The organism is Shewanella sp. TB7-MNA-CIBAN-0143, from assembly GCF_040310065.1.
In the GTDB taxonomy this organism is placed as follows: Bacteria; Pseudomonadota; Gammaproteobacteria; order Enterobacterales; family Shewanellaceae; genus Shewanella.
On record NZ_JBEOPL010000003.1, the window covers coordinates 125213 to 143652 of the forward strand.

At 42.3% G+C, this 18440-nt stretch carries 16 protein-coding genes and 1 pseudogene; 6 read left to right on the forward strand and 11 right to left on the reverse strand.

The features are described 5' to 3' along the window. Positions 1-8: 8 nt before the first annotated feature. The 3 genes from coxB to lexA form a co-directional block, all read right to left on the reverse strand. Positions 9-1595, reverse strand: a complete 1587-nt coding sequence (gene coxB, locus AAEY97_RS03380) for a cytochrome c oxidase subunit II (RefSeq protein ID WP_350996589.1) — start codon at positions 1593-1595, stop codon at positions 9-11. Positions 1596-1990: 395 nt separating this feature from the next. Beyond that, complete coding sequence (locus tag AAEY97_RS03385) at positions 1991-2497, reverse strand: cell division inhibitor SulA (RefSeq protein WP_350996592.1); 507 nt, start codon at positions 2495-2497, stop codon at positions 1991-1993. Then, on the reverse strand, positions 2494-3108 hold the full coding sequence (lexA, locus tag AAEY97_RS03390; protein ID WP_059745867.1) for a transcriptional repressor LexA: 615 nt from the start codon (positions 3106-3108) through the stop codon (positions 2494-2496). The genes AAEY97_RS03385 and lexA overlap by 4 nt, the downstream gene beginning before the upstream one ends. A gap of 264 nt (positions 3109-3372) precedes the next feature. On the opposite strand from lexA, the gene plsB reads away from it, so the two are divergent. The 5 genes from plsB to AAEY97_RS03415 all read left to right on the forward strand — a co-directional run bounded on the left by plsB (position 3373) and on the right by AAEY97_RS03415 (position 8732). Continuing rightward, positions 3373-5796 carry a glycerol-3-phosphate 1-O-acyltransferase PlsB gene (gene plsB, locus AAEY97_RS03395; RefSeq protein ID WP_101085352.1) on the forward strand — a complete coding sequence of 808 codons (2424 nt, stop codon included), beginning with the start codon at positions 3373-3375 and terminating at the stop codon, positions 5794-5796. Beyond that, the gene (gene mtr / locus AAEY97_RS03400; protein ID WP_162022074.1) at positions 5796-7052 is read left to right on the forward strand and encodes a tryptophan permease; all 1257 of its coding nucleotides are present in this window, start codon (positions 5796-5798) and stop codon (positions 7050-7052) included. The genes plsB and mtr overlap by 1 nt, the downstream gene beginning before the upstream one ends. A gap of 144 nt (positions 7053-7196) precedes the next feature. Beyond that, on the forward strand, positions 7197-7973 hold the full coding sequence (locus AAEY97_RS03405) for a VOC family protein (RefSeq protein ID WP_350996594.1): 777 nt from the start codon (positions 7197-7199) through the stop codon (positions 7971-7973). Between the two features lie 232 nt (positions 7974-8205). Next, positions 8206-8469, forward strand: coding sequence for a hypothetical protein (locus tag AAEY97_RS03410; protein WP_059745865.1), 264 nt, complete (start codon positions 8206-8208; stop codon positions 8467-8469). Then, a complete protein-coding gene (locus tag AAEY97_RS03415; protein WP_123883622.1) occupies positions 8466-8732 on the forward strand; it encodes a hypothetical protein in 267 nt (88 codons plus the stop codon). Before AAEY97_RS03410 ends, AAEY97_RS03415 begins: the two co-directional genes overlap by 4 nt. A gap of 88 nt (positions 8733-8820) precedes the next feature. On the opposite strand, the gene AAEY97_RS03420 is transcribed toward AAEY97_RS03415, so the two are convergent. The 6 genes and pseudogenes from AAEY97_RS03420 to AAEY97_RS03445 form a co-directional block, all read right to left on the reverse strand. Continuing rightward, complete coding sequence (locus tag AAEY97_RS03420) at positions 8821-11955, reverse strand: efflux RND transporter permease subunit (protein WP_350996599.1); 3135 nt, start codon at positions 11953-11955, stop codon at positions 8821-8823. 11 nt (positions 11956-11966) lie between these two features. Beyond that, the gene (locus AAEY97_RS03425) at positions 11967-13475 is read right to left on the reverse strand and encodes an efflux RND transporter periplasmic adaptor subunit (protein WP_192114012.1); all 1509 of its coding nucleotides are present in this window, start codon (positions 13473-13475) and stop codon (positions 11967-11969) included. A 196-nt stretch (positions 13476-13671) separates the two neighbouring features. Next, positions 13672-13888, reverse strand: a pseudogene (locus AAEY97_RS03430) (heavy metal-binding domain-containing protein); the annotation flags it as partial. A 105-nt stretch (positions 13889-13993) separates the two neighbouring features. Continuing rightward, positions 13994-14440: a CopL family metal-binding regulatory protein gene (locus tag AAEY97_RS03435; RefSeq protein WP_350996603.1), complete on the reverse strand. Its 447-nt coding sequence runs from the start codon at positions 14438-14440 to the stop codon at positions 13994-13996. Between the two features lie 183 nt (positions 14441-14623). After that, entirely contained in the window at positions 14624-15349 is a 726-nt protein-coding gene (locus AAEY97_RS03440; protein WP_192114013.1) for a PepSY-associated transmembrane domain-containing protein, read from the reverse strand. Beyond that, positions 15349-16119 carry a PepSY domain-containing protein gene (locus AAEY97_RS03445; RefSeq protein ID WP_350996606.1) on the reverse strand — a complete coding sequence of 257 codons (771 nt, stop codon included), beginning with the start codon at positions 16117-16119 and terminating at the stop codon, positions 15349-15351. Before AAEY97_RS03445 ends, AAEY97_RS03440 begins: the two co-directional genes overlap by 1 nt. Positions 16120-16849: 730 nt before the next feature. Here AAEY97_RS03445 and AAEY97_RS03450 point away from each other — a divergent pair. After that, the gene (locus AAEY97_RS03450; RefSeq protein WP_350996609.1) at positions 16850-17413 is read left to right on the forward strand and encodes a NapC/NirT family cytochrome c; all 564 of its coding nucleotides are present in this window, start codon (positions 16850-16852) and stop codon (positions 17411-17413) included. A gap of 81 nt (positions 17414-17494) precedes the next feature. Here AAEY97_RS03450 and AAEY97_RS03455 read toward each other — a convergent pair whose 3' ends face one another. Both AAEY97_RS03455 and rsmD read right to left on the reverse strand, forming a co-directional pair. Then, entirely contained in the window at positions 17495-17794 is a 300-nt protein-coding gene (locus AAEY97_RS03455) for a DUF1145 domain-containing protein (protein ID WP_101084897.1), read from the reverse strand. A 4-nt stretch (positions 17795-17798) separates the two neighbouring features. After that, positions 17799-18398, reverse strand: coding sequence for a 16S rRNA (guanine(966)-N(2))-methyltransferase RsmD (rsmD, locus tag AAEY97_RS03460; protein WP_162022082.1), 600 nt, complete (start codon positions 18396-18398; stop codon positions 17799-17801). Between the last annotated feature and the right edge of the window lie 42 nt (positions 18399-18440).

The following is an 18440-nucleotide window of genomic DNA, read 5'->3' on the forward strand; positions in this document are numbered from 1 at the left end:
GTTTTCCCCTACTGTCCATGGCTAGCGACATCGGCAGGTTGCACCGCTTCGCCAGAATTATTGCCCCACGCATTGCGCTCATAAGTAATCACAGCCGCCATCTTTTGCGGGCTAAGTTGACTACTAAATGCCTGCATTGCGGTACCTGGTTTTCCGTGCATAACGATATCGATATGTCCGCTAACCGGTCCAGTAACAACAGGGCTGCCAATAAGTGAAGGGAAAGCGCCTGGTAATCCAGCGCCAGTGGCTTGGTGACATGCAGCACATGTCGTAGCATAAACCTGCTCACCTTCAGCAATTAATTGCTCCAAGGTTAACGTGGGCAGATCCTCTGGTACAACAGCTTCTGCTGCGGCTTCGACAGCTTGATTGGCTTTGTCGGTAACCGCATCGGTAATGTCAGTTGTCGTTGCTGCAATAGTACTTGTTGCATCGGTTACTGCTTTACTTGGTTCGGTGCTTGCCTCGTTACTGCCTAAAAAGTTGCCTATATCAGCAGCTTGAACTACGTCACCGCTATTATTGCCCCACGCATTACGCTCAAAGGTAATGACTGCGGCAATTTCTTGGGCGCTAAGTTGCTTTGCAAAGGCTTGCATTGCAGTACCTGGTTTACCGTTTAAGACGATATTCAGGTGATCTTTAACAGGGCCTTTTATGATAGGGCTGCCAATTAATGATGGGAATACACCAGGAAGACCCGCACCATTGGGTTGATGACAAGCGGCGCACCTAGCAATATAGATTTGCTCACCTTGTGAGGTTAGCTCCTCAAGAGACAAGGTTTTAGACATTGATGCCGCAGCGGCTGCAGCTGCATTGCTTGCTAGTTTTTTTTGCTCCACTAACCAATTATCAAAATCGGCCTCCGATAATGCTTGCACCACAATCGGCATGAAACCATGGTCTTTACCGCATAACTCGGCACATTGGCCGCGATACGTTCCAGGCTTATCAATACGAGTCCAGGCTTCGTTGATAAAGCCTGGATTGGCATCTTTTTTAACGGCAAACGCGGGCACCCACCATGAATGGATAACATCATCTGATGTCATCAAGAAGCGCACTTTTTGGTTAATAGGCAGTACTAATGGCTTATCGACTTCAAGGAGGTAATGTTCGCCTTTGGCCTCACTGCCATCAATTTGTGCTCTGGGAGTGGATAATGTGCTATAAAATTCGATGTCTTTATCAAAATAGCTGTAATGCCACTTCCACTGCGACCCGGTAATTTTTATGGTGAGATCAGCATCACTGGGATCTTCCATAGCAATCAAGGTTTTGGTGGCTGGAATAGCCATGCCGATTAAGATGATGAAAGGGATGACGGTCCAAGCAATTTCCACTTTGGTACTTTCGTGAAAATTGGCCGCGACAGCGCCTTTTGATTTGCGGTGATAAATCATTGAGTAAATCATGATCCCAAACACCACTAACCCAATTGCACAACAGATGTAAAGAATCGTCATGTGGAGGTCATAAACCTTGCCACTGATATCTGTCACGCCTTGAGTCATGTTGAGGGGCATTTCTGATGCCCCAAGCGGAAATGCTACAAACACCACCAGTAAACAATACAACCATTGCTTCACAAGACTACTCCTCTGCTAATTGCAAATAGCAACTACAAAGAAGAGTCACACAGTAATTCTCTGCTCTATGCAAACTCTTCGGTTCCCGAAAAAAGTTTGATGACCTCAAAGTACTTTGGTGGCTGTAAACATACGGTCTACGGTTTTATTGTTAGCTGTGCACCACGCTTGTACCTACTACTGAACTTATCAATTTTGATTTGGCTCATTTGTTTGAAAGTAATCTTGATTACTGCCATTCACGTCCAATTAAAGATAAAAAATGTTTCATCCTTGTTAACCACATTACTTGTAGATTAAACATTGATCAAGATCTCTTTGTTGGCTAATAGGCTGAAAAAAGATGAAAAAAAACCCTGAATTCAATACAGGGCTTGGTAATGAAGGGTTCGTGCTTAGTGAAATGAGCAAAAATTACTTGTTCCATTTGTTAAATTAGGGCTAACAAGTTGATGTTTGTGAGGTAAGTGAGCATTCACATCTTCAATTACCACCCCTAATGCACGTGCACTTTTGGCGACAATTTCTAAACGGCGACTATCGCGAGCATCAAGTGAGCTTGTCCAAGTTACTACTGCGCTCGATGTACCGCTAGTGAGCGCTTTCTCCATGGCCCATAATGTTTCGACTTCATCTTTGGTGTGCACCAGTAAAATGCGATCCATTCTTACACCAGCACTTGCCAGCATATGTTTATAGCCAATATGGGGCGGGCTAATTAATACAATCCATCTGCCTTGCTGGCTCAATATTGCTAACTGGCTGCACAATTGGCTCAGTTCAGCTTCACCTTGGGTGACAGTTTGTAATGTTTGAATGGTTTGGGTGCCATGCAGTTCTGTTTCAGTTAAATCTACCCATAAGCCCGGGTGGCGTGGCGCGATGCCCATTAGTTTGTTCATAACCAATCTCCATTACGGATAACGCCAACGGCAAGCCCTTCGATGGTTAGGCTTTGGCAACTTAAATCTACTTTTATCGGATTGTAATCTTCATTTTCGGCATGCAGATAAATCACATTACCTTTTTGTTCAAATCGTTTTACGGTGACGTCATCATCAACACGTGCCACAACAACCTGGCCATTACGTGCTTGCTGCATTTTATGTACAGCGAGTAAGTCACCTTCTAAAATGCCGATGTTTTTCATGCTGTCACCACGCACTCGCAATAAAAAATCTGCGGCGGGCTTAAACATGTTTGGATCGACTTGATAGTATTGCTCTACATGCTCTTGGGCCAAAATTGGTTCACCAGCAGCAACCTGTCCAATGAGTGGCAGACCGGTTTCAACCTGTTCTTCATGAGGTAAACGAATGCCTCTTGAGGTACCAGGCATGATCTCGATAAAGCCTTTTTTGGCTAATGCTTTTAAATGCTCTTCGGCGGCATTAGCACTTTTAAAGCCAAGACGATTCGCAATTTCAGCACGAGTGGGTGGCATACCTGTTTCGGCGATATTGTTTTTAATTAAGTCTAAAATTTCTGCTTGGCGCGGCGTTAACGGTCTCATGATGATTCCTGTCTTTTTATACAGTGACTGTCATTATATACAGTGTTTGTGTTCGCGCAAGTATTAACCAACTATTTTTTGTATTTTGTTGATTAAGTATCACTCAACAATATGTTTTAATTAACTATTACTAATTTTCTGTCTTATGTTATTTCTGATAGTGAGAGCTTAAACGTAAAGATAGATCGGTCTGATAGTGTAAGCAGGGTGGTTTCTGGTATCCTATACGACAATATTACAGTGGCTTATGTTGCGAAAATAACCATGTCAAAACCAGATTCAATATTTTTACGAGCATTAAGATGGATTCAAAAGTGGATGGTACAGACCATTGTGGTCCCTCACGATCCTTTTGATGACCTCAATATAGATCCAACTAAACCTTTGGTTTATTTAATGAAAACGGAATCTATTAGCGATATTGCCGCGTTGAGCGAAATCACCGAGGGCTTTGGTCTGCCCAGTCCTTATGAGCCATTACAGCTTGATGGCTTAACCGTGCCTCGTGTGGTCTGTTTAGAGGGCCGCAAACCACTATTTGGTAAACGTGAAAGTGGTGACAAATTCCTTAATTATTTTACCAGTTTATTGTCACTTCATAGTGAGAGCCCTGAATTAGATATACAGTTGGTTCCTGTTTGCCTTTATTGGGGACGTACCCCAGGTAAAGAAGAAGACAGCATGAAAGCTGCTGTATTTGAACGTGAAAACCCTACGTGGTTACGTAAATGGTTAATGATTTTATTTTTAGGACGCCATAATTTCGTGCAGTTTTCTAATGCATTATCGCTTCGTCATATGGCCGATGAACATGGTACTGATAAAAGAATTGCTCACAAATTAACCCGAGTCGCCCGTGTGCATTTCCGCCGTCAACGCAAAGTCATGACGGGGCCACAATTACCGAATCGACAAGCGTTGTTTGCCTCTTTATTAAAATCAGAATCTATCAAAAAAGCCATTGAAGAAGAGTCTGCAAATAAGAAAGTAACAGTCGAGAAAGCACGTGAAACCGCCATTGAATACCTTGATGAAATTGCCGCCGACTATTCTGATAGTTTGGTGCGTATTGCCGAACGTTTCCTGACTTGGTTATGGAACAAATTATACAGTGGCATCAATATCAAAGGTGCCGAGCAAGTAAGACAGTTACATCATGATGGTCATGAAATTGTTTACGTTCCTTGTCATCGTAGCCATATGGATTACTTGCTACTGTCGTATATTTTGTATTATCAGGGCATGGTTCCGCCGCACATTGCTGCCGGTATTAACCTTAATTTTTGGCCAGCAGGGCCGATGTTCCGCCGTGGTGGGGCATTCTTTATCCGTCGTAGTTTTAATGGTAATAAACTTTATACCGCAGTATTTCGTGAATATTTAGATCAGTTATTTGCTAAGGGTTATGCGGTCGAGTATTTCACTGAAGGAGGTCGTTCGCGTACAGGACGTTTGTTAGCGCCTAAAACCGGTATGTTGGCTATGACAATTAACAGTGTGCTACGTGGGATAGAGCGCCCAGTAACCTTAGTACCCGTGTATTTAGGTTATGACCATGTGATGGAAGTGGCGACGTACCACAAAGAATTAAGCGGTAAGAAAAAGAAAAAAGAATCTGTATGGCAGGTATTTGGTGCTATTCGTAAGTTAGGCAATTTTGGCCAAGGTTATGTGAATTTTGGTGAGCCGATTAATTTACAACAGTTCTTAAATCAGCAGGCGCCAGAGTGGCGTGATGAGCTAGCTAAAGATCCTGACCAAAAACCATCTTGGTTTACGCCCTCAGTTAATTTGTTAGCTAACCGCGTAATGACTAATATCAATGGAGCTGCCGCAGCCAGTTCAGTAACATTGACTAGTTTAGTGTTATTAGCGTCAGAGCAAAATGCGTTAGAAAGAAGCCAGTTAGAACGTCAGCTTGATTTGTATTTAGCCTTACTTAAAACAGTGCCTTATACCGATTATACCTCTGTGGCCGAAGGTAATGGCAAGTCAATTATTGATCACTGTCTGTCGTTAAATAAGTTTGTGAGTACCAAAGACCTTATTGGTGAAATTATTTCAGTTGATGAAAAAATTGCCATCACCATGAGTTATTACCGTAATAATATTATTCATTTGATGGCGTTGCCGTCATTAATTGCCAGTTGTTTAGTGCATTATGACGTGTGCGATCGCCAGCGAATTCATGGCATTGTAATGGACTTTTATCCATTACTTAAAGCTGAGTTATTTATGAGCATTGATGATGTGCCTCAACATGTGGATAGCATTTTAGATTTCATGGTTGAACAAGGTTTACTGACCGGTAGCGATCAGTTTGAGATAACGCCTCGTCATATTACCCAAGTGTTACTGCTTGCTGAAACTATCAGTGAAACGTTGCAACGTTATGCGATTATCTTCAATTTACTCGCAATAAAACCTGATCTTGAGCGCTCAGAACTGGAACGCGATAGCCATTTGTTAGCCCAACGATTAGGCGCGCTGCATGGCATTACCGCACCAGAATTTTATGACAAAAAATTATATAACACCCTGAGTGTGAAACTGAAAGAATTGGGTTATTTATGCAGCGACGAACATCGTGCTGAAGTGATCAGAATTCGTGATAACGCTAATAAATTACTCAGCTCTTTAGTAAGACAAACCATTGTTGATAGTGTGGAAGCGGAGCACGGACAATAATGGCTAATCATATGAATGCTGCCAAGCATCGTACCAGCGGTAAATCTGTATTGGGTGGGGCGATGATTATTGCCGGAACCACTGTGGGAGCGGGCATGTTTTCGTTACCCGTTGTTGGTGCTGGAATGTGGTTTGGCTATTCTATCGCGATGTTGCTCGGCGTTTGGTTTTGCATGCTAATGTCGGGTTTATTGTTATTAGAAGCCAATTTGCATTTTGAACCAGGCGACAGTTTTGACACCTTAACTCGGGTGACTCTTGGGCAGTTCTGGCGGGTGATTAACGGCGTGTCGATTGCGTTTGTGTTATATATTTTAACCTATGCTTACATCAGTGGTGGTGGTTCGATTGTGAATCACAGTCTGTCAGCATTGGGCGTGAGCCTACCCCAGAGTGTGGCCGGATTGGTGTTTGCGGTAGTTTTGGCTTTGGTGGTATTTATTAGTACTAAAGCGGTCGACCGTATCACCACAATCATGCTTGGTGGTATGGTGATTACTTTCTTTTTGGCTATCGGTAACTTACTAATCGACATTGATACCATAAAGCTAGTATCGCCTGATGGTGAATCGCGTTACCTGCCTTATTTACTTGCCGCTATCCCTTTTGGATTGGCCAGTTTTGGTTATCACGGTAATGTGCCAAGTTTAGTCAAATATTATGGTAAAGATGCCAAAACCATCGTTAAGGCGATTATTACCGGAACCACTATCGCATTGGTGATTTATATATGTTGGTTAGTGGCAACGATGGGTAATATTCAACGAAGCCAGTTTGCCGATATTATTGCTCAAGGTGGCAATATAGGTGTGTTAGTGGGTGCGTTGTCTGGGGTTATTGCCAGCCAATGGCTTGATAACATGCTAACCCTATTTGCCAACCTTGCCGTTGCCTCATCATTTTTAGGTGTGACACTAGGCTTGTTCGATTACCTTGCTGATTTATTTGGGTTTGACGACTCGCGCTCAGGACGAATTAAAACGGCAACGGTAACGTTTGTACCGCCAACAATCCTTGGTTTGTTATTTCCGAATGGATTTATTTTAGCGATTGGTTTTGCTGCGCTAGCTGCCACTATTTGGGCTGTTATTGTACCAGCGTTATTAGCCTATAAAGTAAGACAACAATATCCTGACTCAAAGGGATTTAAAGTCCCTGGTGGAACCCCGTTAATTGCTATTGTGGTGTTGTTTGGGGTTATCACAGCTACATGTCATTTGCTGGCAATGGCCGATATTTTACCGGTGTTTAAATAGACCCAACACACTTCAATCAAATAGCCATTCACCCAAAAGCCTTCGTTTGAAGGCTTTTTGCTTTTCTGCTGATATCGACTTAACTTATGAGACAAGTTTCATGTTGGCTATATCAAGGCAACTATTTTATAAAGGATTAGGATAATGAAGGTACAACAGTATCAACAAGGACAGCCTTGCTGGATTGAATTAGCAACTCATGATTGGGCGGCAGGTAAAGCATTTTATCAGGCGCTATTTGGCTGGGGAGCAGATGATATGCCTATGCCAGAAGGGCATTATACTATGCTGCAAATCGACGGTGATGATATTGCGGCAATGTACCCAATGCCAGCAGAAATGGAAGCCTTACCGACTCATTGGACAATTTATTTTGCGGTCGATGATGTTGATGCTACCTCTAAGGCTGTGACTCAAGCTGGAGGTGAGATTATTGCAGGGCCTCATTCTGTCGGAGATGCTGGCCGAATGGCGCTATGCACAGATCCAGAAGGCTGTCGATTTGCATTATGGCAAGGCCAAGACCATATTGGCATTAAGCGATCGCAAGAATCAAATACCCTATGTTGGGTTGAGCTTGCTTGTCGTGATACCGCTGCGGCGAAACAGTTTTATAGCCGAGTATTAGGTTATCAAACTCAGCTTAATGATGTAGCTGATTTTGAATACACCGAATGGTATGCGGGGGAACAAGCCATTGGTGGATTGATGGAAATGACTGCAGAATGGGGCGATACTCCTGCTCATTGGATGAGCTATTTTGCCGTTGATGACTGTGATTTATCAGTGACTAAAGCACAAACCTTGGGGGCTTCAGTTTGTGTGCCTGCAACTGATATTCCTAACGTAGGCCGTTTTTCTGTACTCAATGATCCACAAGGTGGGGTGTTTTCAATTATTGCGTTATTTACTGCAGAATAAATAGATTTGAAAATTATGTTTTTACATAATGAATGTTGATTATTTCTATTCGCAGTGTTGCTGATTGAAGCTAGAGTATCGTTTAATGTAGAGTGCCGATTTAAGATAGAAGGGCGATTGAACCTTGATTATTAAGTGATGTCATATTGAGTTGTTGGAAAAATGTTACTGTTAGTAAAGTGTTACTATTAGTTGTTGGTAAGAGTTAGTGTATTTAAACAAGGATGAGTGAATGACACAGGAAAACACCCAAATCACATTAGCCAGTATTCATCGCAGTATGTTGTTAGTGGCACTGATCGATTTTCCTGGCACGATATTATTTGGTCTTGGGCTCTACGGTATCCTTGTAGGGTTTGACCAAGATTTCTTGCCTATGTTAGCCAACCCTTTGATCATTATTATTATGTTGATTATCGGTGCGATTATTATGCTATGGGGGATTATCCGCATGATGCTGCTTGCGCGTCAAAAACAAGGAATATTACAACAATGAAAAAACGGATAATCCAATTAAGCTTGTTATCTAGCTTAGTGATACTTACGGGATGCCGTGGTACCGATATCATCAATATTGGTAATAATATTGGCAATGCAGATGACAATAAAAATGACACAGATTACATGATACTGAATGTCCCTAGGGCAATTTTAGCCAGCGATCCATGCAAATATGGGCATCCTGAAGATATTGCTGCGTGTCGTAAAAAGAAACAAGATGAAGCCGACCAACTTAATGAATCACTTAAGCGTAAATAACGCTGTGATTAGCACATAAAAAATCCCAAGCGATTAATCGTTTGGGATTTTTATTTATAGAGATAAAAAGTAAATAAATTTAAGTGAATTATTGCTTGGGCAACTTGCGGCCGTATATGAGTAAGTAAATTGCTGGGATAACAAATAGCGACAGTAGCGGCGCCGTGACCATACCGCCGACCATTGGTGCAGCAATTTTTTGCATCACTTCATTACCCGTACCGCTGCCCCACATGATCGGCAGTAAACCAAAAAAGATGGTGGCGACGGTCATGGCTTTAGGGCGAATTCGCATCACTGCACCTTCAATTAATGCAGCCGTTAAATCCGCTTTGCTGTGGTAATTGTCGGCTTCTTTATAGGCCTTAATACTATTATTAAGGTACACCTGCATCACTACGCCAAACTCAGCGGCGACCCCAGCTAAGGCAATCATGCCGACAGATACAGCAACTGAAAAATTAAAGTCCAGCCCATAAAGTAGCCATGCGCTACCCACCAATGAAAAGGGTAAACTTAACATGATTACAGATGCTTGTATTACTGAGTTGAAAGTCATCATCAACAGCATAAAAATCACCGCGATCATTAATGGGATCACCATTTTCATTTTGGCATCTACGCGTTGCATGTACTCGTATTGCCCAGCAAAGCTATAGTTGTAGCGTGGAGGAAGGGTAATTTGTTGTTTAAGTGCCTTTTCTGCTGCAACGATATATTCACCGATAGAAATGTCTTTCAGATCGACAAACACCCACGAGATAAGGCGACCGTTTTCACTGGCTAACATAGGCGCACCATCGGTAATTTTCAGTTCGGCTAAATAACTTAACGGTAAGTACTTACCCGTTTTAGTCAGAACGGGTAAATTTCTGAGCTTCTCGATGTTGTCACGTAGCTCTCGCGGGTAACGGATATTGATTGGATAGCGTTCTTGACCTTGTATTGATTCACCTATTGTCATGCCACCAATGGCAATCTTTACCACATCTTGGATGTCTTTTAAGGTCATGCCATAACGTGCGGCATTTTTAAGGTCTGGTGTGATATCAATATAGCGGCCGCCGCTACTACGCTGTGAAAATGCCGACTCAGTTCCCGGTAATTGGTTTACTACCGCTTCTATTTCTGCACCAATACGTTGTAGCTCTTCAACATTTGCGCCCGATATTTTTATGCCGACAGGCGTTCTCACGCCGGTAGATAACATATCGATACGGGTTTTAATCGGTTGCACCCAAGCATTGGTCATTCCTGGAATACGCACGGTTTTTTGCAGTTCTGCAATAATGCTCTCTAAGGTTACGCCTTCACGCCATTCGCCAGGCGGTTTGAGCATGATGGTGGTTTCTAGCATTGTTAGCGGCGCAGGGTCTGTTGCTGTCATGGCTCGGCCCACTTTGCCAAATACTCGTTTAACTTCGGGTACTGTTTTTATCAGCCGGTCTGTTTGCTGCAATATTTCTGCTGCTTTGCCTGCACTTACACTGGGTAGCGTGGTGGGCATATAAAGTAGGTCACCTTCTTCTAAGGTGGGCATAAACTCTGAACCCATTTGGCTTAATGGGTAGTAAGCACTGAATAGCACAATAATGGCTAATCCGATGGTGATTTTAGGGAAATGCAGTACCCACTTTAACAATGGTTGATATATGGCAATTAATACTCGGCTAATGGGGTTTTTACGCTCATCAGGGATTTTACCTCGCACAAAATAACCCATTAACACCGGAATTAAGGTAATTGCTAAAATGGCAGATGCCGCCATAGCGAAGGTTTTGGTAAATGCTAGCGGGTGAAATAAACGTCCTTCTTGCGCTTCAAGGGCAAAGACCGGCGTAAAGCTTAAAGTGATAATCAACAAGCTGAAAAATAATGCAGGGCCGACCTCGATAGAGGCTTCTCTGACGAGTTGCCAATGGTCTTCTCCCTCAGGAGCTTTACCGTGTTTTTGGCGATAATGTTCCAAATGTTTATGGGTATTTTCGACCATCACAATTGACGCATCAACCACCGCTCCTATGGCAATGGCAATGCCGCCTAAGCTCATAATATTGGCATTGACACCAATGATATTCATGGCGATAAAGCTGACTAAAATCGAAATAGGTAAGGTGATTATCGCGACTAACGTTGAGCGTGCATGCAGTAAAAATAGTAGGCAAATAAGTCCGACAACCAGCATTTCTTCTAGCACTTTATGCTTAAGATTATCGACTGAGCGTAAGATTAACTCTGAGCGATCATAAGTGGTGACTAATTCGACCCCATCAGGTAATCCATTACTGATCTCTTTGAGTTTTTGCTTAACATTATTAATGGTTTCAAGAGCATTTTCACCATAGCGCATCACCACAATACCGCCGACAACTTCGCCTTTACCATCGAGTTCGGCAATACCACGACGCGCCGCTGGGCCGGTTCGTAGTTGGGCAACGTCTTTCATTAATACCGGCGTACCAGTTTCCGATAAAATGCCCAGTGGGATTTCAGCAAAGTCGGCAATGGTTTGGCGATAACCACTTGAAGTGATCATGTATTCTGCTTCGGCCATTTCAATCACCGAGCCGCCTGTCGAGCTATTGGAATTATCTAAGGCGTTTTTAATGGTCATTAAGTCGATTTTATACAGTGCTAGCTTATGTGGGTCGACGACCACTTGATATGTTTGTTCCATCCCGCCAACAGTGGCAACTTCTGATACCCCTGCAACACTTTGTAATTCTAGTTTTAAAAACCAATCTTGTAATGAACGCAGTTGGGCTAAATCATACTGTCCATTGCGATCGACTAAGGCATATTGGAAAATCCAACCCACTCCCGATGCATCTGGGCCAATACTGGGTGTGACACCGGCTGGCAGTTGGTCTTGGGTTTGCGATAAATATTCAAGCACCCGTGAACGCGCCCAATAGATATCGGTGCCATCTTCAAAAATGACATACACAAACGAGTCACCAAACATTGAAAAGCCACGTACTGTTTTGGCTCCCGGCACGGCCAGCATGGCCGATGACAATGGATAGGTAATTTGGTCTTCAACTAATTGCGGTGCCTGGCCTGGGTAAGAGGTTTTTACAATAACTTGTACGTCTGATAAATCAGGTAGCGCGTCCAGTGGGGTCATGCGCATGGCTTGATAACCCACTAACGCGATAACGGCCGTGAGTATCAACACCATAACGCGTTGCTTTATTGAAGCACTGATAATTTTTGCTAACATTGTCGTGCTCCTTAGTGCTGGTGAGCATCGGTAGTGGTTGATTCTTTGGTCGTTGGAGCATTACTTAAACGCTGTAAACTGCCTTGAATACTGGCTTCTGAGTCCAATAAGAACTGCCCTGAAATAACCACTTTGTCATGTTCATTCAGTCCTTCTAAGATTTCGGCTCTACCGTCTGCCATCATACCAATTTTGACTGGCACGGAAGCAAAGCTGGTATCACTGCGTTGCACCACCACACGGTTTTCACGTCCGGTAAGGATCAGTGCTTCAGTTGGTACCGTGAGCACATTATTCTTAGGCAGACCAAATAAGGTCACATCAACTAAACTGCCTGGTCTGAGTTTGTCGTTATGATTGTTAAGCTTGATCCGCACCCGCATCGCTCGGGTGACAGGGTCTAATTCTGGGTAGATATAGTCAATTGTCGAGTCAATATCAAACAGCCCTTGTGCTGCAGCGCTAACACTGACTTTACGGCCTTGTTGTAGCCAGCTTTGTTCATTTTCAAATACATCAGCAATGACCCATACACTGTCTAAATTAACGATTTCAAACAAGGTATCTCCAGGCTGAATATACATGCCATCACGCACGGTTAGCTTACTGATAAAGCCATCTTGTGGGGCATAAAAAGGCACTTTAAAAATGGTTTCACCGGTTTTTTCTAAACGATCAATTATCGAGGTATCGACGCCAAGCAACTCTAAGCGTTTACGTGCTTTAAGTAATAAACTGCTACCTCGTTTTTTATCTTGCAAAAGGTAGTCTTGAGCTTGGGAATAGTCGTCTTGGGCATTGACGAGTTCGGGCGAGTAAAGCTCATATAAAAGTTGGCCCTTTTTTATCTGTTGTCCCACGTTATGTACCGTGAGCGTTTCGATCCATCCGGTTGCGCGTGTATGCACATGGCCAATCGCATTTTCATTATATTGCACTGTGCCTATGGTATTCACTTGGCGCGACAAACTGGTTTTTTCAACTACATGGCTTCGCATACCCAAAGCTTGTTGCATCCCGCCAGAAACACCGACAACAATTTCTTGGCTTGCATCGGTAACGGTGACTTTCTCTAGATTCATCCCGCAAATAGGGCAGGTACCAGGAGCATCGGACACTACATGTGGATGCATTGGACAGACATATTTTACATTGGTGCTATCGCTCTGATTTGCTGTCGGCACTAATGTAGGTTTAGGTTGGCTAAACACCTTATCTGCTTGGCTTTGTTTTACAGGAGTCGCACTTTGCATGTTTGCCATTGGATCTTGAGTGCCGTCAACGGTGGACTCTTCTTCCTCCTCTTTGACGACGAGAAACATATTACAGATGGGGCAGGTTCCCTCTTTATCACTGATCACTTCAGGGTGCATCGGGCAAGTATAGGTTTTACTGGCTTGTGACTGATGCTGGGCATGATCGTGCTCTGCGCCATAAGCGACAGGTGATGTGAAAGCCGCGGGGATCATTACCCCAACAAACGCGCCTAATAGCACACTAGAAAGTGGGAATTTTTTCATAACAACCTCGATATTCATCATGACAATACTGACGATTGCCATGATGATAAACGCTAAAAACAATAATGTTGAATGTGCTCAACACACAAGAATGATCAATTAAACTTGTCTGCTAGGCTTGGTTCTTTTTGAATAGCGCCATGCATGTTAGCCATTGGATGTTGAGTGTCGCCAGCACTGGACTCTTGTTGCTCATCTTTGACGACGAGAAACATATTACAGACGGGACAGCGCCCTTCTTTATCGCTGATCACTTCAGGGTGCATCGGGCAGGTATAGGTTTTACTGGCTTGCGACTGATGCTGGGCATGATCGTGCTCTGCGCCATAAGCAACCGTTGATGTCAGAGCTGCGGGGATGATGACCCCAACGAATGCGCTTAATAGCACATTAAAAAATGGCAATTTTTTCATAATAACCTCGATATTCATCATGACAATACTGATAACCGGCATGATGATAAACGCTAAAAAACAATAGTATTGAATGTGCTTAACGCACAAGAATGATCAATTGAATTAAGCGATAGGAGGGCGGAACGCAGGAGGGAATGCGATTGACACATGGTTAACAACCATCGCAAGCGGTGCAGAGTAAACGGGAATATTGGTCGTTGCCAATGGAATATCAATTAGGTTGGCAGTAAACGAAATAGTCAAACAGTGGTTACAATCCAAGCTGCAAAATCCGGAACCATTACAACAGCTGGTTTGCGGTAACTTTGCGGCAATAGGTTCATCCATATCATTGACGATATTTTGCATATTATCGTGGCAATTCTTCATTGCCTTATGCGACATGGCTGATGTGGTGTTGGTTGTTTTGTCGGTTTGAGCGGACATTGCTTGAGTCATTTCTGCATGGGCCATTGGCACCATCAAACTGTCATTAGTCAGCAACCCCTGTCCGACAAGTGCGAACAAAGTGATTACGATGATCCAATAGTTTGACTGCTTTGCTCTCATTTAGCCTTAACCAAGTCGTTTATTAGGGGTTAGCTTAACAGACCTTTACTTAAGTAAAAATCTTTCAAGTAATAACAGATTAAATTTATTAATCTGAAAATGATGATAACGCTTTTATGATCAGTATCGTGTGATACACATTCCATTTCATTAATTTAGGGTCAACTTACGTTTAAATCGCCATTATTTGCGCTTTAGTTTGGGCCGATACCTGTTGCGCTTAAGCATATCAATCACCCAAATCAATCCACTAAAGGTTAACCATAACGTTATAAACGCAAAAATCTTGATAGGGATGTTATTAAAGCTGCCTTCACTGGTGTAATCCATAAAGTGCAGCATAAAAAATATATCGGCTAAACGTGTATGTTCATCACTGTGGCCGACGAGTCGACCCGACTGTGCTTCAATATAAACACTGGTGCCAATATTATCGGCGAAATTTATCTGCCAAGTGTCATTGCGCTGTTTTGGAAAGTCGTCCAATGGCGGAGTGAGTAAGAGAGTTGAACTTATTACAGCCTCTCCAGAGTAAGATGCTTTGGCCAACTGTTGCGCCATAGTGGTATTAATTATTACTTGGTTACCGTCATAAGCATCAACCAAGGTGTAGTCATTGTTAAGATGATTGTATAAGCCTTTTTCATGGGTTAATAGGTAGTAAGGTTTATCTAATAAATTAATGATGTTAAGCGATACGCTAGGTTTAAAGGCGGCCAGAATAGTACTAGGTTCACGCAAACGATGAGTCTCTATTACCACTTCAGTGTGAGTGTCGTTAAGGTGGGTAAGTCCTTGGGCTTTATTGTGATCCATAAGATTAAAATACAGCCCGCTGATTAACCAAAGGAGTAACTGAACCCCTACAATGACTGATGCCCATTTATGCAGTTTTCTGACCCAAAACATTAGGCAACCCCACTGTGTTTACGCTTGCTCAACATAGGCTTACGTTTGTTTTTAGTACGACGTAATACCCTGAAATACACTAATATTAACCCGCTAACGGTAGCTAAAGTTGAGAACAACGCTATCCAGAATAATAATTGGTTATCGATTTCTTCAGCATCGCCATAATCCATCACATGAAAACGAAACACCCAGTCGAATAAACGCCAAAATGCATGGCGCTTGCCTACTAATAATCCACTGTCAGCTGAGATATAAAGTGATGGTGCGGAAAAGTGGTCGAAATTAATTCGCCACGCCGGTAAGTGACGAGCACTGAGTTCAAAAGGTGGGTTATCGGTCAGTAAACTCACTTCGCTAATGGGCTCATTACCAAGGTAATAATATTGCGCTAATGCTATGGCTGCCGTTTGATTAAGTGGCGATAAACGTTCACCTGTTTGAGCATTTAGCAGTACCTGCTGAGTCGATTTTATGGTCGCATTTATAGTCGTATTTATGGTCGTGATAGAGAAGCGGTATACGTCTTGTTGCATCAGTTTACCGACACTTATTTGCTCTGCTTCAGGATAAGTTTGTAACAGTTTTGTCAATGAATACTGCAGTTTATCGGGATTGATTTTTGTTTGGGGGTTACTGATGAGCGAATCCCCATGAATATAGTCAATATGCATAAACACCATATATGTTCCTGTTACTGACCAAATCACAAACTGTAGCCCGAGAAACAGCATCAACCATTTATGGAGTGTTCTTGCGGTTTTATGCATTCAAATTAACCTTATTATTTTTATTATTGGTTTAGTTAGAAAGTGTTTTAGGCTAGTAAATCAAGCTATAAATGACCATCGAGATACCATTATCTGTTAAGTAACTCATAGTTTGCAGCAATTTATGTTAATCGTGAAGTTAAAGCAGAGCTGTCAACGGACGCCAATAGCATTACTAGCACTAATAGCATCAATAGCATCACTAGCATGCAATTAGTGGCTAACAATGCGATGCCTGCAATGGAGTCGCATCACACTCAACATTAGTCGTCAGCGCTAACGCCGAATCAATTAGCGGGCAGTGAGTAATTGTTTCACTAATATTTGGCAGGAGATAAATGTTATCTCCTGCCTTTATCAAAGAAGATGCATTTATCTACCACCGCTGTTGTTAATTTTTTCTCTTCAGTGTTGTTAGCCACTAGTGAAGGGTGAAGGCAAATAATCAAATTTAAAATCAAATTTAAAATCAAAAACAAATTTGGACACTGACAAGTTCACTCTTTTACTCAACGTTATCTTTATTGGCCACTTCGTTGACCTGATCCAGTAATTGATCATTATTTCGGTACAGCATGTGCAAAAGTCGAGATCTAGCTCGCATTTTAGACATATTTTAGATAAACAATTCTCAAAATGGCGACTAAAATCAATTTTATAATTTCGAATAATCCTAAACTAGACTTATAAATATTAGAAATTCCTTTTTTGCTATTACGGAGATTGAACAATGAACTGGCGTGCACTATTTAAACCAAGCGCGAAGTACTCGATTATTGCCCTTATTGTGGTTGGTGTAATTGTGGGTGTCGTAGGTTATTTCGCAACACAACAAACTTTACATGCAACAAGTAGCGATGCTTTTTGTATGACATGTCACCGTGACCACTCGTTAAGAGAAGAGGTTATGGCGTCAGCCCATGGTGGTGGTAGAGCAGGTGTCACAGTACAATGTCAAGATTGTCACTTACCACATGGCCCATTTGATTATTTAGTTAAAAAAATCATTGTTTCTAAAGACATTATTGGCTTGATGACCATTGATGGCTTTATGACGCAAGAATGGTTAGATGAAAACCGTAAAGAACAAGCTGATTTAGCATTAGAATACTTTCGCGGTAATGATTCGGCTAACTGTCAGCATTGCCACACTCGTATTTATGAAGATCAGCCTGATACGATGAAGAAAATGGCCGTAAGAATGCACAGTATGAACTTTAAAAAAGCACCAGAAGACAGAAAGACCTGTGTCGATTGTCATAAAGGTGTCGCGCATCCTTACCCTAAAAAGTAATGTGCCGATGTTGTTAACTAAAAAACCTCGTTAAATAACGAGGTTTTTTTATGCCAATGTCTCAGATAATCGTCATTTTTATTATTTGTTGCTGCGGTTAACAAGCGGGCTAGCGTACTGTGAATGATGTTGCTCAAATAGTGCAAATACTCCCCACAGCAAAATCGCCCGATAATGTGCCGCAGGTATACTGTTTCGGAAATTTTTTAAGCGTGTGAGTAGCACAAATAACATGTGCATTGCCGCGGTTATAAAGGCAAACGTATTAATAAACAGCGATACATCAGGGCTGAAAATAAACAAGCCGTAAGCCACCAAACACCACATCGACAAAGTGGCCGTTTTACCAATTAGTATAATATCGTGTATTGATATAGGCATTAACTTAATCTGCCGATAATTCGGTATTGTTCGACTGATATTGGTACAGTCGATAACATACTTGACCTGCCTTTTTTTCTTTTAAGGCAACCCAGGTTGCTGGCACATTGACTGAGGTTAATTCTGATTCGGTTTCGAGATAAATTTGTGCATTGGGGTTTAACCATTGATGTTGCATCAATAACTCAATGGTTTTGTTTACTAAATCTTTACGAAATGGTGGATCGATAAACACAATATCAAAACCACTGGGTGTGCCTTTAGCAAGCACTTGTAAACTGTCGGCATTAATAACCTGTGCATTTTGACATTGCAGGGTGGCAAGGTTTTGTTTCAACTGATTAGCAGCATTTTTTTGCAGTTCAATTATGGTTGCAAAGCTAGCATAACGGGATAAAGCTTCAAGGCATAAAGCACCGCTGCCGGCAAAGCAATCGAGTACTCTGGCACCACGGATATCGTTGGCAAGCCAATTAAATAAGGTCTCGCGGACGCGATCAGTTGTTGGGCGTAAACCTTCAAGATCATGGATCGGTAGCTTACGAGATCGCCATTGACCTGAAATAATCCGCACCTGACCGCTGCTGGTATTTTTTTTAGCCATCTCACCCTCGTGATTTTGCCTGAACAAAGAAAATAGAAAGTG

Coding starts and splice junctions, on each gene's coding strand:
- AAEY97_RS03385 (WP_350996592.1), bottom strand. CDS start 2,497: ATGAACAAACTAATGGGCATCGCGCCACGCCACCCGGGCTTATGGGTA.
- lexA (WP_059745867.1), bottom strand. CDS start 3,108: ATGAGACCGTTAACGCCGCGCCAAGCAGAAATTTTAGACTTAATTAAA.
- plsB (WP_101085352.1), top strand. CDS start 3,373: ATGTCAAAACCAGATTCAATATTTTTACGAGCATTAAGATGGATTCAA.
- mtr (WP_162022074.1), top strand. CDS start 5,796: ATGGCTAATCATATGAATGCTGCCAAGCATCGTACCAGCGGTAAATCT.
- AAEY97_RS03405 (WP_350996594.1), top strand. CDS start 7,197: ATGAAGGTACAACAGTATCAACAAGGACAGCCTTGCTGGATTGAATTA.
- AAEY97_RS03410 (WP_059745865.1), top strand. CDS start 8,206: ATGACACAGGAAAACACCCAAATCACATTAGCCAGTATTCATCGCAGT.
- AAEY97_RS03415 (WP_123883622.1), top strand. CDS start 8,466: ATGAAAAAACGGATAATCCAATTAAGCTTGTTATCTAGCTTAGTGATA.
- AAEY97_RS03420 (WP_350996599.1), bottom strand. CDS start 11,955: ATGTTAGCAAAAATTATCAGTGCTTCAATAAAGCAACGCGTTATGGTG.
- AAEY97_RS03425 (WP_192114012.1), bottom strand. CDS start 13,475: ATGAAAAAATTCCCACTTTCTAGTGTGCTATTAGGCGCGTTTGTTGGG.
- AAEY97_RS03435 (WP_350996603.1), bottom strand. CDS start 14,440: ATGAGAGCAAAGCAGTCAAACTATTGGATCATCGTAATCACTTTGTTC.
- AAEY97_RS03440 (WP_192114013.1), bottom strand. CDS start 15,349: ATGTTTTGGGTCAGAAAACTGCATAAATGGGCATCAGTCATTGTAGGG.
- AAEY97_RS03445 (WP_350996606.1), bottom strand. CDS start 16,119: ATGCATAAAACCGCAAGAACACTCCATAAATGGTTGATGCTGTTTCTC.
- AAEY97_RS03450 (WP_350996609.1), top strand. CDS start 16,850: ATGAACTGGCGTGCACTATTTAAACCAAGCGCGAAGTACTCGATTATT.
- AAEY97_RS03455 (WP_101084897.1), bottom strand. CDS start 17,794: ATGCCTATATCAATACACGATATTATACTAATTGGTAAAACGGCCACT.
- rsmD (WP_162022082.1), bottom strand. CDS start 18,398: ATGGCTAAAAAAAATACCAGCAGCGGTCAGGTGCGGATTATTTCAGGT.